This is a genomic window from Vreelandella rituensis, from assembly GCF_003336665.1.
Lineage (GTDB): Bacteria > Pseudomonadota > Gammaproteobacteria > Pseudomonadales > Halomonadaceae > Vreelandella > Vreelandella rituensis.
Genome location: NZ_QPIJ01000014.1, coordinates 74,644 through 81,012, shown reverse-complemented (window position 1 = coordinate 81,012; position 6,369 = coordinate 74,644). Strand labels below are relative to the sequence as shown.

The window sequence follows — 6,369 nt, the reverse complement described above, 5'->3', positions numbered from 1 at the left end:
AAAAAACAATATTGCATCGTTACCCCGTCAAGAAGACGTCAGATAGCCACAAAGCTCGGATTACGTAGTCGTAAAGCGCTAAATAATGACGCTACCGCGGGCGTGATGAATAAAGCGGGTTCAGGGTTGGCGTACGCCTCGGGGCGTTTTGATTATTGTCGGTATTAGAGAGAGAGCACCAGGCGCTTGCCCTTGGCGCGCGAACAGCAGGCCATCATACGGCCATTGGCGTCGCGCTCGGTACGGCTGAGCACCAGGTCACGGTGATCGATATGGCCCTCGACCACAGCAACTTCGCAGGTACCACACAGGCCTTCACAGCAGTCGCTAGGAACATCCACGCCGGCCGCCGTCAGCGCCTCGAGCAGGGTCTGATCGTTGCCGACCTGTACCGTCAGCTCGGAGTCCGCAAGCACCGCTTCGAAGGCATGTTCGTTCGCGGGATCAAGGATGCTGGAGCGGGCGGTGAAATGCTCAACATGCAACGTCCCCTCGGGCCAGTTCACCGCCAGCGACTCGAGCACCTCCAGCATTCGCTCCGGGCCGCAAGAATAGACCTGCTCACCCTCGGATAGCCCGCCCAGTACCCTTGGCAGATCGAGTCGACAGCCTTCGTCACCCGCATGGACGGTCAACGCTGCGCCGTGGTCACGCTCGACCCGGTCAAGAAAGGCCATGGTTCGCCGCCCGGCGCCGCAGTAGTGAAGCGTATAGGGCTTGCCGAGCGCCTTGAGCCGATCGGCCATGGCAAGGATCGGCGTGATACCAATGCCACCGGCAATCAGGGTATAGCGCGTTGCCGTCTCGTCCAGATGGAAGTGGTTCTTGGGGCCGGCAATATGCAGGACATCACCTGGTTTGACGGTGTCGTGGAAATGTACCGAGCCGCCGCGCCCCTCTGGCTCGCGCAGGATGGCGAAGGACAGGCGGCTACGATCCCCGCGTGTCCCGCATAGCGAGTAGTAACGACGCCACTCGCCGGAGACCAGCTCGACATGCGAGCCGGGAGACCAGTCGGGCAGCTCACGCCCATGTGGATCGACCAGATCAATGCGGATTACCGCCTCGGCCTCGCGTTCCACCTCGGTTACCACGACTCGGCGCAGGATGTCATCCTTGATAGGCGCACCAATATGGAAATGCGTGGGGTTCTCCAGCACCGAGCGGGTGCGCCGTTCAGGATTCTGTGCCGGCTCCCATTCCACCCACAGCGACGTGGCCCCCCGGAACGAGGTATTGGGCAGATACTCGAACGTCTGGTCCTCGACCAGGTGCACATGCGGTAGACGTCGGACAAATTCATCGAGGATGACACGCATCTCCATCCGGGCGATGTTCTTGCCCATGCACTGGTGCGCACCGTAGCCGAAGGTCAAGTGCTCCGCTGCGTTATGGCGGTAGATATCGAAGTTGTCGGGATTCTCGAAGTGGCTCTGATCCCGGTTGGCCGACGCCTGCACGATCAGCAGCTTGCCACCCTTCGGAATCTTCTCCCCGCCCACGACGGTGTCGGCGGTAGCGATACGACGCCAGGCCACGACCGAGCCGGCAACGCGTAGACACTCTTCGATTGCGCTGGGAATCAGCGCGGGATTCTCACAGATATCGTTCCAGGATTCACGGTTCGATAGCAAGGTACGAAAGGCATTGGTAGTGGCGAAGGCGGTAGTTTCATGCGCAGCCACCAGGATCGCCATCATCATCGAGCGCAGGTAGCTCTCCGGGACGATGTCGGGATGCACTTTGTGCATGCGGATCGAATCGTACATCCAACCCTCGCCGGTAGGCTCGGCATACATGCGGTCGAGGATATCCTGTGCTGTTTTCCAGAACCGGCCGACATCCTCGGCAATCTGCAGCTGCTGTTCCGGAGAGGGACGGCCCCAGGTATTAAGCGTATGAGCGACAGAGAACTTGCGAAGCTCCTTGGCGTCTTCATGGGGTACACCAAGGAAGCGCAGTGCGACGGTCATGGGAATTTCCCGAAACATCTCACCCACCAGATCCGCACGCCCCTTATCGATGAAGCGATCCATATAGTCACGCACCAACTCACGTACCCACGTCTCGTGCTGCTCGAGATTCTCGGGCAGGAAGGCATCCATCAGCAAGCGGCGGCGTTCCATGTGGTCCGGTTCATCCTCGTTGACCATGGTGCGGCGCATTGCGAAACCGTAGCTCTCGAGGATTTTCGTCGCCTCGGGCGGCGCCGGGGTGAGCTTCTCCAACGCGATGGATGGTGAGAAGGTAATGTTATCGCGGAAGACCGCCTTCACGTCATCAAAGCGGTTCACGACCCAGTAGCCAAGCTTGGGGCTGTAGAACACCGGCTCCTGTTCACGGGACCAGCGCAGCGCCTCGGCGGGGTCGAGCTGGTAGGACGCGCCGAAGGGGTCGAAGGCGGCCGCCTCGGGCGAGACCGGGCAGCCGGTAGGCGACTTCATCGTCGCCTGGTCGTCGGCATGATCCGGCTGATGAAAAGGGCAGCCTTCTGCCATGGACTCGGGTTGATGGGAGGGTATCGTCATGATGGCTCCAAGGGACGGTCTGCTTGCCAGGACTTTTTTTCTTGTTACTTTTATCGCACACTTAAAATCGTTTAGCGCACACATGCAAAATAGGCGAAGTCACCTGCGTCGTCAATACATGCCTGCGGCCGTATGCACTGCGCCATGCTTGCCGATCACTAACCATCCACGTTATTACGTCAGCACGAGGGGCACCACCGATGTCTTCCACCCTGCAAACCCTGGATCGCGGCCTGCTCGCCTTGGAAATCGTCTCCGAGCATAAAGAGGGCATCACCATCGCCGGGCTCGCCGAACAGCTGGGAGTGCACCGGGCTATCGCTTACCGCATCGTCACCACCCTCGAGGCACACGCCCTGCTCACCCGTACTCCTGAGGGTCCTGTGCGGCTGGGCGCCGGCATCACCCTGCTCGCCTCACGCTTCGAACCGCAGCTGCACGCCGTGGCGCAGCCGCTGTTGAAAACACTAGCCAAAGCGACTCGTGCCACCGCCTTCCTCTCCATCGCCCAAGGAGAGGAGTGCGTGGTGACGCTGGTCGCCGAGCCCGACGAGGGGATGCTGCGGGTGAGCTATCGAGTCGGTAGCCGCCATCCGCTGACCCGAGGCGCAGCTGGCATTGCGATCCTGGCCGGGCGAGCCCCGCAGGATGATGACAGTCCCGAGGTACGCCAGGCCCGCGCCGAAGGCTACAGCCTCACCCGCGGGCAACTACAGCGCGGAGCCGTGGGAGTCGCCAGCCCTATCGCTGCCGCCCGTCTGCGTGCCGGAATCGAAGCCTGCGTCGGGGTAGTAGCGATGGATGATCTGGATACCGAGAGGGCGATCCGCGAGGTGAAGGCCTCCGCCAGACAGCTGGCCGAACTGACTGGGCAATAGGCAAAAGCGGCGGGTGGAAAATGATGAAGTTGCCATGTGAGGATTAGGTGCGAAGCTTTTAATAAGGCTGCCATCGAGGCCTCGGAAGGTTTCAGTGCCTTTTCCTGCTAAGAAAACAGAGCCGTTTATCCTGGCCACGAGGTTAAGCCAGCGCTATTCGCTTTCCAGCTGATCTACTCGTTCTAGGATCAGCCGCCGTCCTTCACGAGAGGAGAAATGGAACCGGCCTTCTACCTGCACTGCTTCACCTAGATGCGGTGCTATTTGTTGATGGGGGAAAATCTCAACCCGATTGAGATAGTCGTCCTCAATCCAATAGTGAAGAGGGTCATTGAAATGCCGCACCACTCCGTGGGTAATCACTTGCCTGCCATCGTAGGCAGCAGGGTTGTTCACCAATATTGGCAGTGGAACCGTCACTGCTTGTTGACCGCGACACCCTGTCATGAGGATTGCGATCAGCAGCGTTGCCGCCGTGCAGCCAATGCGTTTTTGGAGTGAACTCATGGCGCTGATCCAATTGGTTGCTTATTGCCCACGCTAGGCTTTGCTTGACCCAGTTAACCGAGCATGCGTCGATTAACCGGGCCATTGGACAGACTGTCAGGAACGACGTTCCCACAGCGTGACTTCCGAAAGGCTATGCTGATATTTATGCATGGTCTCGCGGATCACAAAGGGCATTTTTTCGGGCGCACTGATCATCCGAAAGTTGGGTTCAAGCAGCTCTTTCAGGCCGTCCAGCGTGCTGACGTTTTCGCCATTTTTCTTGAATCCACCGATCCACTCTTCCTTCGGCGTATATTCCTCCAGCCAGGTATAAGGCGAAGCAATCATCAGGATGCCACCGGCATTGATGCGCTGATGAATGGTTTGCAGGAACTCTGAGGGTTTATACAGCCGATCAATCAGGTTAGCGGCAACGACCAAATCGTAATCACTAAACTGTGGTTTGAGATTGCACGCATCGCCCTGATGGAAGCTGACGCGATCGGCCATTTCTTCCAGCCCCAGACCTACCAGCGTGCGCTCCTGATAGCTGACCAGTTCCCCTTCTTCCGCACGGGTATAACGCAGCACTTGCTGCTCCGCCATTTCCACGCCCTGGCGAATAAAATTGGCCGAGAAGTCCACGCCATCCACATGCTCAAACTCACGGGCCAGCTCGAAACTGCAGCGTCCGCTGGCGCATCCCAGATCCAGAGCGCGTTGCTTCTGCCGGCCGGCCATTGCGGCTAACGCCCTGTTTGCCAATGCCTGCGGGAAGTTGGCGACGCCGAACCATTCATCGCCGTAATGAAATTCCGCATACTCCGCCATGCGGGCATCGCTTTCGTAATAGGCGCTGGGCAGCGTAACTTCCGCATCCGACACCACATAGCGGAAACCCGCATGCTGGAAGAAATGGCGCCGAAACGCATAGCGGGCGCTGAGGCGGGTTTCGTTACCGCAGGATATCCAGGAGCCGCCCTTGATCAGGTTATGCTGGTTGTCGAAGGTCGGGGTGGTGAAATCATCGTACAGCGGATGCACATCAAACCCAGGAAACGGATAGGTGGGTGTTTCCATCCATTGCCAGACATTGCCCACCACATCGAACCATTGACCGTGCTGGAACCGTGTTACCGGGCAAGAAGAGGCGCCATGGTCCAAATGCAGGTTGGCGCTGGCAGGCCTGCCACTCTCAAGCTCGGAAACGCCGGCTTCATCCGCCAAGCGATGCCACTCATCTTCCGTTGGCATGCGCACGGCTTGGCCCAGCTGTTCGCTTTTCCAGTGACAGAAGGCTTTGGCTTCATGGAAATTGACCTCGACAGGCCAATCCCTGGGCATCGCCACTTCTTCAGTCATCAAGCGCAGAAACCATTCGTTTTTCCACACCCAGAAAGTGGGGTGCGTCGCCTGGGCAAAATTGCGCCAGCCCAGCCCCTCATCCGACCAGAAGGCGTCGGCCAGATAGCCACCGGCTTCGACAAATTCAAGAAACTCACTGTTACTGACCAGGAACTGGCTCGCTCTAAATTCTTCAACGTCAGCACGGTGATGACCATATTCATTGTCCCAGCCGTACCAAGGCTCGTCAAAAGACTTTCCTAGGACCACCTCGCCTTTCGGAACCGTGATCAGGGTGTTTTCCGGTGGCTCACCGGTGGTGTGAATGGGCTCCCAAGCAGGCTGGGGCGTCACCAGATCGAGTGACTGCTGGCGAATCAACACAGACGACGTCTCAAGATGAATGCGCTCGTGCTCGATGCCCATGACGATAGGCCAGAATGAGCTATCCCAACCGATGGGCAACGAAAGCGGCAATTCACGAATCAAAGCGAGCACCGCCGCACGAACCTTGGCACGGTAGTCCATCACCTCACTGACCGACGGCCACTCATAGTGGTCGTCATTCAAGTCATCCCAACTCATTTCATCGACGCCAACCGCAAAAATAGACTCCATATTGGGGTCTATCCGAGCGGGCAAGAGTTTAGCCAGTACCAGCTTGTTGACGAAAAACGTTGCGGTATGCCCAAGGTAGAAGATCAGCGGATGTCTGAGGGCAATGGGTTTTCGAACGTAAGCTTCCTCGCTCGCAAGCGTGGTGAAAAGCGACTCATAACGATCAAAGGTGGCAGTGAAGCAGCTTTCAATCTCTCGACGTGTCGCTTCAGGGTCGCTACCTGCCAACACCGCAGTACGGGGGAAAAGGTCGGACAATTTCGATTCTTGAAGCCCGGTTGGGGAGCCTGTGGAAGTCATATCTTAGAGCACCTTTTATCTTGATAACGATACATGTTGGATCATTAAAAACCAAAAAATTGTACAAAGGCTACCATTAATTGTACAAAAAGCTTTTAACCTGCCTCACTAGGGTGTTCACCGCCCCCGTGGCGGTCTAGCATGGCGGACAGGGCTGCATCTGGAGAGGCCTTCGGACGAGCCTTGTTACAACATTGCGTCGATAATTATCA

4 protein-coding genes are annotated in these 6,369 nt (G+C 57.7%); 1 reads left to right on the top strand and 3 read right to left on the bottom strand.

Going from position 1 to position 6,369, the window contains the following annotated elements; translation table 11 throughout:
• Positions 1-164 precede the first annotated feature (164 nt).
• Positions 165-2,528, bottom strand: a complete 2,364-nt coding sequence (locus DU506_RS08315; protein WP_181870718.1) for a cytochrome P450/oxidoreductase — start codon at positions 2,526-2,528, stop codon at positions 165-167.
• A 200-nt stretch (positions 2,529-2,728) separates the two neighbouring features.
• On the opposite strand from DU506_RS08315, the gene DU506_RS08310 reads away from it, so the two are divergent.
• On the top strand, positions 2,729-3,406 hold the full coding sequence (locus DU506_RS08310; RefSeq protein WP_114486475.1) for an IclR family transcriptional regulator: 678 nt from the start codon (positions 2,729-2,731) through the stop codon (positions 3,404-3,406).
• 153 nt (positions 3,407-3,559) lie between these two features.
• Here the strand turns inward: DU506_RS08310 and DU506_RS08305 are convergent, their stop codons facing one another.
• Both DU506_RS08305 and ovoA read right to left on the bottom strand, forming a co-directional pair.
• Positions 3,560-3,913 carry a hypothetical protein gene (locus DU506_RS08305; RefSeq protein ID WP_114486474.1) on the bottom strand — a complete coding sequence of 118 codons (354 nt, stop codon included), beginning with the start codon at positions 3,911-3,913 and terminating at the stop codon, positions 3,560-3,562.
• A 96-nt stretch (positions 3,914-4,009) separates the two neighbouring features.
• The gene (gene ovoA / locus DU506_RS08300; protein WP_235825483.1) at positions 4,010-6,115 is read right to left on the bottom strand and encodes a 5-histidylcysteine sulfoxide synthase; all 2,106 of its coding nucleotides are present in this window, start codon (positions 6,113-6,115) and stop codon (positions 4,010-4,012) included.
• Positions 6,116-6,369: the final 254 nt, after the last annotated feature.

Coding starts and splice junctions, on each gene's coding strand:
- DU506_RS08305 (WP_114486474.1), bottom strand. CDS start 3,913: ATGAGTTCACTCCAAAAACGCATTGGCTGCACGGCGGCAACGCTGCTG.
- DU506_RS08310 (WP_114486475.1), top strand. CDS start 2,729: ATGTCTTCCACCCTGCAAACCCTGGATCGCGGCCTGCTCGCCTTGGAA.
- DU506_RS08315 (WP_181870718.1), bottom strand. CDS start 2,528: ATGACGATACCCTCCCATCAACCCGAGTCCATGGCAGAAGGCTGCCCT.